General features: G+C 69.9%; 16 protein-coding genes. 6 read left to right on the top strand and 10 right to left on the bottom strand.

Annotated features, from left to right (window positions below; all coding sequences use genetic code 11):
* Window positions 1-8 precede the first annotated feature (8 nt).
* The 5 genes from BUE42_RS21300 to BUE42_RS21280 are packed head-to-tail and all read left to right on the top strand — an operon-like array spanning window position 9 to window position 2,889.
* Window positions 9-1,016 (top strand): 2-dehydropantoate 2-reductase, encoded by a 1,008-nt coding sequence (locus tag BUE42_RS21300; RefSeq protein WP_073467302.1) that lies wholly within the window; start codon window positions 9-11, stop codon window positions 1,014-1,016.
* Window positions 1,017-1,045: 29 nt separating this feature from the next.
* Window positions 1,046-1,378 carry a DUF2845 domain-containing protein gene (locus BUE42_RS21295; RefSeq protein ID WP_073467301.1) on the top strand — a complete coding sequence of 111 codons (333 nt, stop codon included), beginning with the start codon at window positions 1,046-1,048 and terminating at the stop codon, window positions 1,376-1,378.
* 18 nt (window positions 1,379-1,396) lie between these two features.
* Entirely contained in the window at window positions 1,397-1,951 is a 555-nt protein-coding gene (locus BUE42_RS21290; RefSeq protein ID WP_073467300.1) for a DUF1697 domain-containing protein, read from the top strand.
* Window positions 1,952-1,964: 13 nt separating this feature from the next.
* Entirely contained in the window at window positions 1,965-2,426 is a 462-nt protein-coding gene (locus BUE42_RS21285; RefSeq protein WP_073467299.1) for a GNAT family N-acetyltransferase, read from the top strand.
* A 7-nt stretch (window positions 2,427-2,433) separates the two neighbouring features.
* Window positions 2,434-2,889, top strand: a complete 456-nt coding sequence (locus tag BUE42_RS21280; RefSeq protein WP_073467298.1) for a GNAT family N-acetyltransferase — start codon at window positions 2,434-2,436, stop codon at window positions 2,887-2,889.
* Here BUE42_RS21280 and BUE42_RS21275 read toward each other — a convergent pair.
* From BUE42_RS21275 to BUE42_RS21230, 10 genes are all read right to left on the bottom strand, one after another.
* The gene (locus BUE42_RS21275; RefSeq protein WP_073467297.1) at window positions 2,874-3,644 is read right to left on the bottom strand and encodes a fumarylacetoacetate hydrolase family protein; all 771 of its coding nucleotides are present in this window, start codon (window positions 3,642-3,644) and stop codon (window positions 2,874-2,876) included. The genes BUE42_RS21280 and BUE42_RS21275 overlap by 16 nt on opposite strands.
* Window positions 3,641-4,174 (bottom strand): GrpB family protein, encoded by a 534-nt coding sequence (locus BUE42_RS21270; RefSeq protein WP_073467296.1) that lies wholly within the window; start codon window positions 4,172-4,174, stop codon window positions 3,641-3,643. The genes BUE42_RS21275 and BUE42_RS21270 overlap by 4 nt, the downstream gene beginning before the upstream one ends.
* Window positions 4,175-4,260: 86 nt before the next feature.
* Window positions 4,261-5,052, bottom strand: a complete 792-nt coding sequence (locus tag BUE42_RS21265; protein WP_073467295.1) for a MetQ/NlpA family ABC transporter substrate-binding protein — start codon at window positions 5,050-5,052, stop codon at window positions 4,261-4,263.
* A gap of 30 nt (window positions 5,053-5,082) precedes the next feature.
* Window positions 5,083-5,910 carry an ABC transporter permease gene (locus BUE42_RS21260; protein ID WP_073467294.1) on the bottom strand — a complete coding sequence of 276 codons (828 nt, stop codon included), beginning with the start codon at window positions 5,908-5,910 and terminating at the stop codon, window positions 5,083-5,085.
* A complete protein-coding gene (locus tag BUE42_RS21255; RefSeq protein ID WP_073467293.1) occupies window positions 5,900-6,874 on the bottom strand; it encodes an aliphatic sulfonate ABC transporter substrate-binding protein in 975 nt (324 codons plus the stop codon). Before BUE42_RS21255 ends, BUE42_RS21260 begins: the two co-directional genes overlap by 11 nt.
* A gap of 23 nt (window positions 6,875-6,897) precedes the next feature.
* Window positions 6,898-8,247 carry an LLM class flavin-dependent oxidoreductase gene (locus BUE42_RS21250; RefSeq protein ID WP_073467349.1) on the bottom strand — a complete coding sequence of 450 codons (1,350 nt, stop codon included), beginning with the start codon at window positions 8,245-8,247 and terminating at the stop codon, window positions 6,898-6,900.
* A gap of 20 nt (window positions 8,248-8,267) precedes the next feature.
* Window positions 8,268-9,080 carry a MetQ/NlpA family ABC transporter substrate-binding protein gene (locus BUE42_RS21245; protein WP_073467292.1) on the bottom strand — a complete coding sequence of 271 codons (813 nt, stop codon included), beginning with the start codon at window positions 9,078-9,080 and terminating at the stop codon, window positions 8,268-8,270.
* Between the two features lie 26 nt (window positions 9,081-9,106).
* Window positions 9,107-9,769, bottom strand: a complete 663-nt coding sequence (locus tag BUE42_RS21240) for a methionine ABC transporter permease (RefSeq protein WP_073467291.1) — start codon at window positions 9,767-9,769, stop codon at window positions 9,107-9,109.
* A complete protein-coding gene (locus BUE42_RS21235) occupies window positions 9,762-10,580 on the bottom strand; it encodes a methionine ABC transporter ATP-binding protein (protein WP_073467348.1) in 819 nt (272 codons plus the stop codon). Before BUE42_RS21235 ends, BUE42_RS21240 begins: the two co-directional genes overlap by 8 nt.
* A gap of 5 nt (window positions 10,581-10,585) precedes the next feature.
* Window positions 10,586-11,785: an acyl-CoA dehydrogenase family protein gene (locus BUE42_RS21230; RefSeq protein ID WP_073467290.1), complete on the bottom strand. Its 1,200-nt coding sequence runs from the start codon at window positions 11,783-11,785 to the stop codon at window positions 10,586-10,588.
* A 131-nt stretch (window positions 11,786-11,916) separates the two neighbouring features.
* Between BUE42_RS21230 and BUE42_RS21225 the strand changes: the two genes are divergently transcribed.
* The gene (locus BUE42_RS21225) at window positions 11,917-12,360 is read left to right on the top strand and encodes a universal stress protein (RefSeq protein WP_073467347.1); all 444 of its coding nucleotides are present in this window, start codon (window positions 11,917-11,919) and stop codon (window positions 12,358-12,360) included.
* Window positions 12,361-12,396: the final 36 nt, after the last annotated feature.

Genomic DNA, 12,396 nt, shown 5'->3' with positions numbered 1-12,396 from the left:
GAGATGCCTTGAAATTCGCGATCGTCGGCGCCGGCGCCATCGGCGGCTACCTGGGGGCCCGGCTGGCACTGGCCGGCGAAGAGGTCACCTTCATCGCCCGCAACCGCAACCTGGCGGCCATCAACGCGAACGGCTTCAAGCTGATCGAGGAAGACGGCCGCGAGCAGGTCGCGCGCAACCTGCGCGCCGTGCAGCGCATGGCCGATGCCGGCCCGCAGGACGTGGTGCTGCTGACGCTGAAGGCGCACCAGGTGAAAGACGTGCTGCCCGAGCTGCGCGAGCTGTTCGGCCCGCACACGCTGGTGGTCACGATGATCAACGGGCTGCCGTGGTGGTACTTCCACAAGCTGGCCGGGCCGTACGAAGGGCGCTCGCTCGAGAGCGTCGACCCGGGCGGCGTGATCGGCGCGCACATCGAGCCGGAGCGCGTGATCGGCGGCATCGTCTACCCGGCCTCGGAGCTGGTCGAGCCGGGCGTGGTGCGGGTGGTCGAGGGCAACCGCTTCACGCTCGGCGAGCTCGACGGTTCTCGCAGCGAGCGCATCGAGGCGCTGTCGCAGGCGATGATGCGGGCCGGCTTCAAGTCGCCGGTGTCGAAGGACATCCGCGGCGAGATCTGGGTCAAGCTGTGGGGCAACCTGAGCTTCAACCCGATCAGCGCGCTGACGCACGCGACGCTGCAGGACATCTGCCGCTTCCCGGCGACGCGGCAGCTCGCCGCGCGGATGATGACCGAGGCGCAGGCGATCGGCGAGAAGCTCGGCGTGGAGTTCAAGATCTCGCTCGACAAGCGCATCGCCGGTGCCGAGGCGGTGGGCGCGCACAAGACCTCGATGCTGCAGGACGTGGAGCACGGCCGCGCGCTGGAGCTGCAGGCGCTGGTGGGCTCGGTGGTCGAGCTCGCGCAGATCACGCAGACGCCGGCGCCGAACATCGAGGCGGTGTACGCGGTGGCAGGGCTGTTGGCGCAGACGCTGGCGCAGCAGGCGGGCAAACTCGCGGTTTCGCCCGCTTGAGTCACCCCTGCGGACCACAAGGAGAAATCATGAAGTCGTCATTCGCCCTGCCGCTGCTGCTGCTGGGCCTGTCCGCATCGGCCGGCGCCCAATCGCTGCGCTGCAGTTCCAACACCATCGGCATCGGCGAGCCGCGCTCCGGCGTGCTGCAGAAATGCGGTGAGCCCATCGCCCGGGATTCGTTCTGCAAGCCGGTCGATCCGCAGGCCATCGCCGCCGGCGCGTCCGGCACCGCCGTCGTGCTGCCGTGCGAGAAGGTCGACGAGTGGACCTACAACCCCGGCTACGGGCAGTTCATCACGACGCTGCGGCTGCAGGCCGGCAAGGTCACCGCGGTGACCTACGGCGACCGGGTCAAGTAGGCGCGGCCCGCGCGAGGCATGGACTTCGCCGTCTTCTTCCGCAACATGAACCTCGGGCGGACGAACTGCCCGACGAAGCTGCAGCTCGAAGCCGCCTTCCTGGACGCGGGCGCCGTCAGCGCCGCCTCGTTTCTGACCAACGGCACGCTGGTCTATGCGGCTTCGTCGCTCGACGAAGCCAGGCAGGTGTTCGATCGGGCGCATGCGTTGCTCAACGCCCGCTGCGGCTTGAAGGAGCCCGCCTTCGTGCGCACCGTCGACTACCTGGCCGCACTGGTCGACACCGACCCGTTCGCCGGCATCGACCGCGCGAGCGTCTACGAGTTCTGCGTGTCCTTCCTGCACTCGCCGGATGTGGTGCCGCCGATGCTGCCGCTCGCGTCCGCACGCGGCGACGTCGAGCTGATCGCGGTGACGCCCGCCGAGGTGCTGAGCCTCAGCCGCAAACTCGGCGCCTCGCCGGGCAGCCCGAACGCCTTTCTTGAGAAGCGCCTGGGCTCGCCGTTGACGACGCGCGCCTGGAACACCCTCGTGCGGCTGGTGCGCAAGCACCGCGCCGTGTCCGCTGCCTGACCTGGGCCCCGCGATGAAACCCGACTTCACGATCCGCCCCGTCGCGCGCGACGACTTCGCTGCCTGGAAGCCGCTCTGGGACGGCTACAACGCGTTCTACGGCCGCGAGGGCGCGACAGCGCTGCCCGACGAGATCACGCAGGCCACCTGGTCGCGCTTCTTCGATGCCTACGAACCGGTGCACGCGCTGGTGGCCGCGCGCGGCAGCGAGTTGCTGGGCCTGACGCACTACCTGTTCCACCGCAGCACGACGCTGCTCGGGCCGACCTGCTACCTGCAGGACCTGTTCACGACCACCGCCTCACGCGGGCGCGGCGTCGGCCGAGCGCTGATCGAGGGCGTCTACGAGCGTGCCGCCGCGGGTGGGTCCAGCCGCGTCTACTGGATGACGCACGAGACCAACGCGACCGCAAGGACGCTGTACGACGGGGTCGCGACGAACACCGGCTTCCTCATCTACCGCAAGATGCTCTGAACACCCGATGCCGACGCCCTACGCGCTGACACTCACCGAGTCCGACGACGAGGCACTGCGCGAGGCGATCCTCGCGCCGCTGGTCGAGTACAACCTGTCGCAGGCCGGTGCCAGCGGCAAGCGGCCGCTCGCGGTGCTGGTGCACGACAACCAGGGCCAGGTCGCCGGCGGCGCCTGGGGCTACACCAGCTTCCAGTGGCTGTACATCCAGCTGCTCGTGGTGCCGGCCGATGCGCGCGGCCAGGGCTTGGGCACGCAGATCATGCAGCGCGCCGAGCGCGAGGCGATCGAGCGCGGCTGCATCGGCGCCTGGCTCGACACCTTCGAGTTCCAGGCGCGCGGCTTCTACGAGAAGCTCGGCTACGCCTGCTTCGGCCAGATCGACGACTACCCGCCGGGCTTCGCGCGCTACTTCATGAAGAAGGCGCTTCAGCCCCTGCCGTCGACTCAGCCGGCCCCGTAGACGTTGGCCAGCGTGCCGATGCCGTCGATCGTCACCTCGACCGCCGTGCCCGGTTTCATCGGCAGCACGCCGAGCGAGGTGCCGCACAGGATCACGTCGCCCGGCTCCAGCGTCATGTCGTGCGACAGGCGAGACACCAGTTCGACCGGCGTGAAGAACATGTCGGCGAGCGGGTAGTTCTGGCGCTCGCGGCCGCCGACGGTCGTGCGCAGCGTCGCGGCGGCCACATCGAACTCGGTCTCGATCACCGGGCCGAACACGCCGAAGCCGTCGAAGCTCTTCGCGCGCGCCCACTGCGCGAAGCTCGGGTCGCGCGCGATCAGCTCCATCGCGGTCACGTCGTTGGCGCAGCTGTAGCCGAAGATGTGCGACGGGGCTTGGTCGACCGGCACCGCCTTCGCGCGGCGGCCGATCACGATCGCCAGCTCGCCCTCGTAGGCCACGCGGCCGACCTCCGGGTTCGGCACCGGGATCGCCTGGCCGTGCGCGGCAAAGCTGCTCGGCGCCTTCAGGAAGTACAGCGGCTCGGCCGGCCGCGACCAGCCGTTCTTCTCGGCCGCCGCGGCGAAGTTGTTCCACAGCGCGATCATCTTCGACGGCCGGCACGGCGTCAGCCAGTCGAGGCCGGCCAGCGGCAGCCGCTCGCCGGTCGGGGAAGGGGAATCGAACAAGTCACCGCGGTGGACGACCACCTCGTCGCCTTGCAGCAGCCCGAAGACCTCACGCCCGGCGTGCACCCCCCGCAGCCATTTCATGCGCCGTCGACGCAGGCGGCGGCGAGCAGCTCGCGGATGAAGCGCGACTTGCCTTCGGTGTAGGCCTCGCGGTCGTCGCGGTAGCGCGCGGCGAGGGCACGCTTCACCTCCACGTACTGCGCGGCCAGCTCAGGGTGGGCGCGCAGCTGGTCGCGAAACCGCAACTCGGCCTGCGCATCGGCCGGCATGCGCACGTGCACATGGTGGGTGCGGCCTGTGCCATAGGGCGGCATGCCCTTCACGAAGAACATGCGGTCGCGCCGCGGGTTGTCGGGCCAGAACGCGTAACCCAGGCCTTCGAGCGGCTCGATGAACGACGGCCACTGCACCGTCACCGGCGCGATCAGCAGGATGTCGATGATCGGCTTGGCCGGCAGGCCCGGCACCGCGGTGCTGCCGATGTGCACGATGCTGGCCTCGATGTCCGGCCCCAACGCGGCGCGGATCGCCTGCTGCTCGGCCTTGAACAGCGCAGGCCAGCGGGCATCGTAGGGAACGAGTTCGATCGTGTCGGCGGTGGTATCGGGCATGGCGGGCCTCCAACGGACGCGCCCGCACAGTATCACTGTGCGGCCCCGAAGTCAGCCCCCCGGACCCTCCGTCTCGACAATCCGCCTCAGAAGGCCGGCACCATCGAGCCGCTGAACGTCGACTCGACCAGCTGCTTCACCTCGGGCGATTGGAAGGCCTTCACCAGCTTCGCGACCCAGGGCTTGTCCTTGTCTTCGGTGCGCACCGCCAGCAGGTTGGCGTACGGGTTCTTCGGGTCCTCGATCGCGATCGCGTCGCGCGTGGGCACCAGCTTGGCCTGCACCGCGTAGTTGGTGTTGATCGCGCTCGCGTCCAGGTCGTCGAGCGAGCGCGGCAGCTGCGCCGCCTCGATCTGCACGATCTGGAGCTTCTTCGGGTTCTCGGCCACGTCCTGCACCGTCGCGCTGATGCCGGCGCCCGGCTTCAGCTTGATGACGCCGTACTTCTGCAGCAGCGCGAGCGCGCGGCCGCTGTTCGACGGGTCGTTCTGGATGCCGACCTTCGCGCCCGGCGGCAGCTCGGCCAGCGACTTGTATTTCTTCGAATAGAAGCCCATCGGAAAGGTCACCGTGTTGCCGACGGCGCTGATCTTGTAGCCGCGCGCCTGGATCTGCGACTGCAGGAACGGCAGGTGCTGGTAGCTGTTGGCCTGCACGTCGCCGGCGTCGAGCGCGGCATTCGGCTGGATGTAGTCGTTGAACTCGACAATCTGCAGCTTCAGCCCGTCGCGCTCGGCGACCTTCTTCGCCTCCTCGGCGATCTGCGCGTGCGGGCCGGCGGTGACGGCGATCTTGATCGTCTCCTGCGCGGCGGCTGGCGCGGCCGCGGCGATGAGGAGCAGGGAGGACAACAGCAGGGTACGGCGATGGAAGGTCATGGTCGATGGGGGTGAAGGGAAACAGGGGGATCAGGGTGACGGCTCGAAGCCGTCGCGCCACACCAGCAGCCGGCGCTCCAGCGCGCGCATCGCGCCGTCGCTCAGCTTGCCCAGCAGCGCCAGCAGCGCGATCGCGGCGAGCACGATGTCGGCGCGGCCGGTCTCGCGGCCATCGGTCAGCAGGTAGCCCAGGCCGTTGCTCGCGGCAATCAGCTCGGCGGCCACCATGAACATCCACGCGAGGCCGAGGCCGTTGCGCAGCCCGGTCAGCACCGACGGCAGCGCGGCCGGCAGCAGCACGCGCCGCACCAGCACCAGCGGCGAGAAGCCGAACAGCCTGCCAACCTCGACCAGCTTGCGGTCGACGCCCCGAAAGCCCGAGGCCACGCCGAGGTAGACCGGGAAGAACGCGCCGATCGCGATCAGCACGATCTTCGGCGTCTCGGCTATGCCCAGCCACAGCAGCAGCAGCGGCACCCAGGCGAGCGACGGGATCGCGCGCAAGCCTTGCACGCTCGGATCGAGCCAGGCCGACACGCGCTGCGACAGGCCGACCGCCGAGCCGGCTGCGAGCGCCAGCCCGCTGCCGAGCGCGAAGCCCGCGGCGACGCGGCCGGTGCTGGCCAGCACATGCAGCCCGAGGGCCTGCCCGCCCAGGCCGATCAGCGTGCGCAGCACCTCGCTGGGCGGCGGCAGCGCGCGGCTGCCGGACCAGCCTAGCGCGGCCGCGAGTTCGATCGCGCCGAGCACCACCGCCGGCAGCACGATGCCGACCGGCAGGCGCCAGCGGCGTTTTCTTCGCGAGCGCTGCACCGCGGACGGTGCCGGCGCAGCCGCCAGCGACGGTTCAGGCGGCACGCTGGATCACGCCGGTCGCGAAGCGGGTGTCGACCAGCTCGGTGATCGTGCGATTCAGGTCCGTCCCCGGCTTGACCAGCTGCTCGTCGAGCAGGATCGGTGCCGCCGCCTGCAAGGCCTTCACATGCTCGGCCGACGGCTGCGGGTTGCTGAAGTCGGTGCGCAGCTTGATCTGCAGCAGCGCGACCTGCAGGCTGACCTTGGCCTCGTCGGACAGGATCTTCGCGGCCTCGCTCTGGTTCGCGAGGATCCACAGCCGCGCGCGCTCGTAGGCCGCGATCACGCGCTTCACGTCGTTCGGGCGCTGCGCCAGCACGTCCTCGCGCACGTTCAGGAAGCCGTAGGTGTTGAACGCGACGTTGCGGTACAGCAGCGTCGAGCCGGCATCCAGCTCGCTGGCCGCCATCAGCGGATCCAGCCCGGCCCAGGCGTCGACGCGGCCTTGCTCGAGTGCGGTGCGGCCGTCGGCATGCTGCAGCGCGACATGCTCGATGTCGCTGCGCTTCAGGCCCACGCTGTGCAGCGCGCGCAGCAGGAACAGGTACGGGTCGGTGCCCTTGGTGGCCGCGACCTTCCTGCCCTTCAGGTCGGCCAGCGACTTGATCGGCGAGCCCTTGGGCACGACCAGCGCGGTCCATTCCGGGCGCGAGAAGATGTAGGGCGTGCGGATCGGGTTGCCGTTGGCCTTGGCAAGCAGCGCTGCCAGCCCGGCGCCGGAGCCGATGTCGATGCTGTTGCTGTTCAGGTACTCCAGCGCGCGGTTGCTGCCGGCGCTCAGCACCCACTTGACGTTGACGCCGTCGCGCTTGAAATCTTCTTCGAGCCAGCCGAAGCGGCGCAGCACCAGGCTGGACGGCGAGTAGTACGCGTAGTCGAGGCGCAGCTCCTTCGCATCGGCGGCGCGCGCGAGGGCAGGGGCGGCCAGCACGGCGGCGGCGGCTTTCAGGGCAGTACGGCGTTTCATGGCAAGACTTTCGAGAAGGGAATTCAGGCGGCGGCCTGCGGCGCGTCGATGCGCACCTGGTGCGCCGCATGCTGCCGGCCGAGCCGCGGGCCGCGCCCGAACAGCTGCTCGCGCAGCGTGCCGCCGGCGTACTCGCGGCGGTAGCGGCCTCGCTTCTGCAGCTCGGGCACGACATGCTCGACGACGTCGCGCATCGATTCATGCGCCACCGCGTACGCGAGGTTGAAGCCGTCGACACCGGTCGCCTCGACCCAGCGCTCCAGCTCGTCGGCCACCTGCACCGCATCGCCGACGATCACCGGCCCGCGGCCGCCGAGGCCGATGAACTGCGCAGCCTCCTGCACCGTCCAGACCCGTGTCGGGTCGGCCTGGTTGAACGACGCGAGCGCGCTGCGGCCGGCTTCGGTGTCGATGTACTCGACCGTCGCGTCCGGTGCGAAGCGGCTGAAGTCGACGCCGGTCCAGCCCGACAGCAGCGCGAGCGAGGCTTCGAGGTCGATGTGCTCGCGGTACTCGGCGTGCTTCGCCTTCGCGGCGGCTTCGTTTTTGCCGGTGATGATCAGCGCCTGCGCATAGATCAGCACGTCGTTCGCCGGCCGGCCCTGGGCCACCAAGGCCGCGCGGATGCCGTCGACATACTTGCGCACCACCGCGACGCTCGGCCCGCTGACGAACACGCACTCGGCGTGGCGCGCCGCGAAGGCCTTGCCGCGCGGCGAGGCGCCGGCCTGGTACAGCACCGGCGTGCGCTGCGGCGAGGGCTCGCACAGGTGGATGCCGGGCACCTGGTAGTGCTCGCCGCGGTGGCGGATCGGGTGCACGCGGGCCGGGTCGGTGAAGACGCCACGCGCCTTGTCGCGCACCACCGCGTCGTCCTGCCAGCTGTGCTCCCACAGCTTGTAGACGACCTCCAGGTACTCGTCGGCCACGTCGTAGCGGTCGTCGTGCGCCGCCTGCTGCGGCAGGCCCAGGTTGCGCGCCGCGCTGTCGAGGTAGCCGGTGACGATGTTCCAGCCGATGCGGCCGCGCGTCAGGTGGTCGAGCGTGCTGATGCGGCGCGCGAACGGATAGGGGTGCTCGTAGGTCAGCGCGCAGGTCACACCGAAGCCGAGGTGCTGCGTCGCCTGCGCCATCAGCGGCACCAGCGCGAGCGGGTCGTTCAGCGGCACCTGCACGCCGTGGCGCAGCGCGGCATCGGCGGCGCCCTGGTACACGTCGTAGACGCCGAGCACGTCGGCCAGGAACACGCCGTCGAAGCGGCCGCGCTCCAGCAGCTTCGCGAGCTCGATCCAGTGGTCCGGGTCGGTGTAGCGGTGCGAGCGGTCGCGTGGGTGCGTCCACAGCCCGGGCGACTGGTGCCCGACCGTGTTCATCTGGAAGGCGTTGAAGCGGATCACTTGCTTGCGAGTGCCTGCTGGTAGTCGGTCTTCACGAAGCCGGCGAACTTCGTTTCGGTGATGGCCAGGAACTCTTTCGAGCGGTAGGCCTCGGCGATGTCGCGGACCCACGGCGTGTCCTTGTCCGCGGTGCGCACGGCCACCACGTTCTGGTAGGTCGGGCCGGTCTTCTCGAGCGCGAGCGCCTCCGTCAGCTTCAGGCCGGACGCGAGCGCGAAGTTGCCGTTGACGAACGAGTAGTCGGTGTCGTCGAGCGAGCGCGGCAGCTGCGCGGCCTCGATCGGCACCAGCTTGATCTTCTTGATGTTGACGGCCACGTCCTTCTCCGACGCGCGGATCGGGTCGGTGCCCTCGCGCAGCTTGACCCAGCCGATCTCCTGCAGCACGACCAGCGCGCGCGCCGCGTTGGTCGGGTCGTTCGGCAGCGCGACGACGGCGCCTTCCTTCACGTCCAGCGTCTTGTGCTTGCGGCTGTAGATCGCGATCGGCGCGGTCGGCACCTTCAGCAGCTCGCTGATCGCGAGCTTGTTCTCGGTCGCGAACTTCGTCAGGTAGACGATGTGCTGGAACGCGTTCGCGTCGAGCGCGCCCTGGGCCAGCGCATGGTTCGGCTGGATGTAGTCGTTGAACTCGACGACCTTCACGACGTAGCCCTTCTTCTCGAGCAGCGGCTTGATGCCGAGCTTGATCTGGTCGGCGTACGGGCCGGCGGTGGCGCCGAACACGATCTCCTTCTTCTGCTGGGCGGCCGCGACCAGCGCGACGGCGGAGAGTGCGACGGCGAGCAGCGTGCGTCGGGCGAGGGACATGGGGGGTACTCCTTGGGAAATGAAACTCAGCGCTTGTCGAGCCGGCGCGCGATGGTGTTGCCCACCAGCTGGATCGCCTGTACCAGCACGATCAGGATCGCGACGGTGAACACCATCACGTCGGTCTGGAAGCGGTAGTAGCCGTAGCGGATCGCGAGGTCGCCGATGCCGCCGCCGCCGACCACGCCGGCCACGGCGGAGTACGACAGGAAGCTGATCGCGAGCACCGTCAGCGCGAGCACCAGGCCCGAGCGCGCCTCGACGATCAGCACGCGCCAGATGATCTGCAGCTCGGAGGCGCCCATCGCATGCGCCGCCTCGATCACGCCGCGCGGCACGTCGCGCAGGTTCTGCTCGACCAGGCGCGCGAAGTACGGGATCGCGGCGAACGACAGCGGCACCGCGGCGGCCACCGGCCCGATCGAGGTGCCGGCGATCACGCGGGTGAAGGGCACCAGCGCGACCAGCAGGATGATGAACGGGAACGAGCGCACGGTGTTCACCAGCCAGTTGACGACTGCGAACACCGGCCGGTTGGCGAGCGACTGGCCGGGCCCGAGCAGGAACAGCCAGATGCCGAGCGGCCCGCCGAGCAGCAGCGCGGCCGACAGGCCGATGACCAGCATCAGCAGCGTCTGGCCGAGCGCGGTGCCCAGCTCGGGGAGGATGGCGATGATGTTCTCAGGCATACGCCACCGCCTCGTCTTGCGGCGGCGCGGCCACCAGCCGGGCGAGTGTGCGGCCGAGCACGGTCTTGCGCGCGGCGCCGGTCTCGGCCAGCGCGAACTGCTCGGCCACCGCGCCGTCTTCGATCACCGCGACGTGGCGGCACAGCGTGTGCACCACCGCCAACTCGTGCGTGACGATCACGATGGTGACGCCGAGCCGGGCGTTGATGTCGCGCAGCGTGGCCAGCAGCGACTGCGTGGTCTCGGCATCGAGGGCGGAGGTCGGTTCGTCGCACAACAGCACCGACGGCCGCGAGGCCAGCGCGCGGGCGATCGCGACGCGCTGCTTCTGGCCGCCCGACAGCTGGGCCGGATGCGCATCGACCTTCTCCGCCAGGTCCACCAGCGCGAGGCATTCATGCACGCGCTGCGCGATCTCGGCCGCGCGCCAGCGGCCATGGATGCGCAGCGGGAACGCGACGTTGTCGAACACGCTGGCGTTCTGCAGCAGGTTGAACTGCTGGAAGATCATGCCGATGCCTTGCCGCGCCTCGCGCAGCTCGCGCTTGCCCAGCGCCGTCAGCTCGCGGCCGTCGACGGTGACGCTGCCGTGGTCGGGCCGCTCGAGCAGGTTGATCAGCCGCAGCAGCGTCGACTTGCCGGCGCCGCTCTTGCCGACCAGCCCGAAGATGTCGCCCTGGCGCACCTGCAGCGAGACGTTCTTCACCGCGTCGAAGCGGGTGCCGTTGGGCAGCGCGAAGCGCTTGCTCAATCCGTCGAGGCGGATGAGCGGCGGCGGCAGGCCGGGGTCGAGGTTCTGGATGTTGCTCATCGCGATCACGAGTAGGCGGTCGGCTCGGGAATCTGCCCGCTCAGCACGTAGCGACCGATGTCGCGCAGCTTGTAGTCGACCGGGTCGTGCAGCGTGTGCACGCGCGCGTTGCGCCAGAAGCGGTCGAGGCCGAAGCGCTGCGAGGTGGAGCGTGCGCCGGTCAGCTCGAAGAGCTGCGAGCTGACCTCGATGCCGGCGCGGTGCGACAACACCTTCGCCTCGGCCACCGCGATCGCGACCTCGCCGCGCTCGGCCGCCGTCAGTGCCGGGCCCTGGCGCAGCGCCTGGTCGAGCCGGAGCGCTGCTGCGTCGGCCAAGGCGATCGCAGGGCGCAGCAGCAGCCACAGCTCGCCGTAGCGGTGCTGGATGAACGGGTCGTCGCCGGCCTGCGCGACACCGGACGCGAACCACGGCTTGCTCGACTCGCGGGTGTAGTGCCGGGCCTCGTCGAACGCGCCCAGACCGATGCCGAGGTAGAGGTTCGCCATGATCAGCTGCGCCACCTGCGAGCGCAGCGTCGCGCGCACGCCGGGCACGACGCCGGGCGCCTGCAGCACCTCGTCGTGCGAGATGCGGACCGCGTTGAACGCGACGTTTCCGCTGTCGGTCTGGCGTTGGCCGAAGGCATCCCAGTCGGCCTGCACGCTGACGCCGTCGCGGCGCGTCGGCAGCGCAGCGATCAGCGCCGTCTGCGTCGGCTCGTGCCAGGCGGAGATCGTCAGCTGGTCGGAGCCCACCGAGCCGGACGCGAAGCTCTTGATGCCGTCGATCACGAAGCCACCGTCGACGTCGCGGGCGACCGCGCGCTTGTCGAGCGGGTTCAGCGCATTGCCCCAGAACAACTGCTCGTCGACGGTGCGGCGCAGCAGCGTGCGCTGCTGGTCGGCGTTGCCGTACAGCAGCACGCCGGCGAGCTGCAGGTGGTGGAAGCCGAACAGGTGGGCGAGCGCGCTGTCGGCCTGCGCGAGCTGGCGCAGCACACCGAAGAAGGTGGGCCAGTCGGCGCCAAGGCCGCCGAGCTCGCGCGGGATCGTCAGGGTCAGCAGGCCGCTCGCGCGGATGTGTTCACGCTCGGTGGCGGCATGGCCACCGGCCCGGTCACGCTCGACCGCGGTGGCGGCGAGCTGCTGGACGAGGGTGGCGGTGGCGGCAGAGATTCGCTCATGCGCATCGGCATGGCGGGACAACGGGAGGACCTGGGACATCGTGGCCGGCAGTGTGGTCGGCGGACTGCGCGCGGCGAACGAAGGAAATCGCCGGTCGATCTGCGGTTTGCGTTGTGCGCATGAACTTGCGTGCGCCGCTCGGGTATCGGGGCTGGGGCAAGATGGCGCGCATGTACCAACGCATCCTCGTCCCGATCGACGGCAGTGCCACCTCCACCCGCGGGCTCGACGAGGCGATCCGCCTCGCCAAGCTAACCGGCGCGACGCTGCGGCTGGTCCACATGGTCGATGAACTCAGCTTCGCGACCGGCTTCGGCGGCTATGCGGGCGACGTGGCCAGCGTCTTGAAGAGCGCCGGCAACGAGGTGCTGGCCCAAGGCAAGGCGCGCGCCGATGCGGCGGGCGTGGCCGCCGAGGTCGCGCTGTTCGAGACCCTGCAGCGCCGGCTGGCCGATGTGGTGGTCGACGAGATCGGCTCCTGGCACGCCGACGCGGTCGTGGTCGGCACGCACGGCCGCCGCGGTGTCGGGCGCTGGCTGCTGGGCAGCGATGCCGAGCAGATCCTGCGCAGCTCGCCGGTGCCGGTGCTGCTGGTGCGTCCGGAAGCAGACTGAATCGAAGCCGGGCCTCTCCGGCCCGCGTCGCGCGAA

It is taken from the genome of Rhizobacter sp. OV335 (genome assembly GCF_900142965.1).
GTDB lineage: Bacteria > Pseudomonadota > Gammaproteobacteria > Burkholderiales > Burkholderiaceae_C > Rhizobacter.
Note: the sequence above shows the minus strand (reverse complement) of the source record. Positions and strands in the feature narration are given on the sequence as shown.

What these genes read in the sequence shown, in the direction of transcription:
- BUE42_RS21245 (WP_073467292.1), bottom strand. Translation starts at nt 9,080, where the DNA reads ATGTCCCTCGCCCGACGCACGCTGCTCGCCGTCGCACTCTCCGCCGTC.
- BUE42_RS21250 (WP_073467349.1), bottom strand. Translation starts at nt 8,247, where the DNA reads ATGAACACGGTCGGGCACCAGTCGCCCGGGCTGTGGACGCACCCACGC.
- BUE42_RS21240 (WP_073467291.1), bottom strand. Translation starts at nt 9,769, where the DNA reads ATGCCTGAGAACATCATCGCCATCCTCCCCGAGCTGGGCACCGCGCTC.
- BUE42_RS21270 (WP_073467296.1), bottom strand. Translation starts at nt 4,174, where the DNA reads ATGCCCGATACCACCGCCGACACGATCGAACTCGTTCCCTACGATGCC.
- BUE42_RS21225 (WP_073467347.1), top strand. Translation starts at nt 11,917, where the DNA reads ATGTACCAACGCATCCTCGTCCCGATCGACGGCAGTGCCACCTCCACC.
- BUE42_RS21265 (WP_073467295.1), bottom strand. Translation starts at nt 5,052, where the DNA reads ATGACCTTCCATCGCCGTACCCTGCTGTTGTCCTCCCTGCTCCTCATC.
- BUE42_RS21275 (WP_073467297.1), bottom strand. Translation starts at nt 3,644, where the DNA reads ATGAAATGGCTGCGGGGGGTGCACGCCGGGCGTGAGGTCTTCGGGCTG.
- BUE42_RS21295 (WP_073467301.1), top strand. Translation starts at nt 1,046, where the DNA reads ATGAAGTCGTCATTCGCCCTGCCGCTGCTGCTGCTGGGCCTGTCCGCA.
- BUE42_RS21255 (WP_073467293.1), bottom strand. Translation starts at nt 6,874, where the DNA reads ATGAAACGCCGTACTGCCCTGAAAGCCGCCGCCGCCGTGCTGGCCGCC.
- BUE42_RS21290 (WP_073467300.1), top strand. Translation starts at nt 1,397, where the DNA reads ATGGACTTCGCCGTCTTCTTCCGCAACATGAACCTCGGGCGGACGAAC.
- BUE42_RS21235 (WP_073467348.1), bottom strand. Translation starts at nt 10,580, where the DNA reads ATGAGCAACATCCAGAACCTCGACCCCGGCCTGCCGCCGCCGCTCATC.
- BUE42_RS21280 (WP_073467298.1), top strand. Translation starts at nt 2,434, where the DNA reads ATGCCGACGCCCTACGCGCTGACACTCACCGAGTCCGACGACGAGGCA.
- BUE42_RS21285 (WP_073467299.1), top strand. Translation starts at nt 1,965, where the DNA reads ATGAAACCCGACTTCACGATCCGCCCCGTCGCGCGCGACGACTTCGCT.
- BUE42_RS21230 (WP_073467290.1), bottom strand. Translation starts at nt 11,785, where the DNA reads ATGTCCCAGGTCCTCCCGTTGTCCCGCCATGCCGATGCGCATGAGCGA.